Origin of the sequence: Streptomyces sp. NRRL S-455, assembly GCF_000717875.1 — a bacterium.
In the GTDB taxonomy this organism is placed as follows: domain Bacteria; phylum Actinomycetota; class Actinomycetes; order Streptomycetales; family Streptomycetaceae; genus Streptomyces.
This window is the reverse complement of the sequence record NZ_JOCT01000087.1, coordinates 1-370: the sequence shown is the minus strand read 5'-3', so window position 1 is coordinate 370 and position 370 is coordinate 1. Positions and strand designations below refer to the sequence as shown.

1 pseudogene is annotated in these 370 nt (G+C 74.6%); it reads left to right on the top strand.

The annotated features are described in order from the left end of the window. A pseudogene (locus tag IE97_RS0137925) lies at nucleotides 1-370 on the top strand (sugar ABC transporter ATP-binding protein); the annotation flags it as partial.

Here is a 370-nt window from a genome sequence, read left to right as displayed (position 1 = left end):
CACCCACGGCCTGCCTGGGCGCGGCGGCCGCCGAGCAGATCCGGACCCTGGTGCGCACCCTGCGTGACGAGGGTGTGGCCGTCGTCTACATCTCGCACTACATCGACGAGGTGCTGTCGATCGCGGACCACGTCACCGTGCTCCGGGACGGCTCCGTGGTGCACAGCGGCCCCGCCACCGAGACGGACTCCGCCGGCCTGGTCCGCCACATGGTGGGCCGCGACGTGGTCTCCCGCCGGCCGGAACGCCCGGCACCCGCGCGGACCGTCGCGCTGTCCGTACGGGGCCTGTCCCACGGCCGCGACATCGCCGACTTCGGCGTCCAGGTCCGCAAGGGCGAGATCGTCGGCGTCCTCGGCCCGGCCGGGGA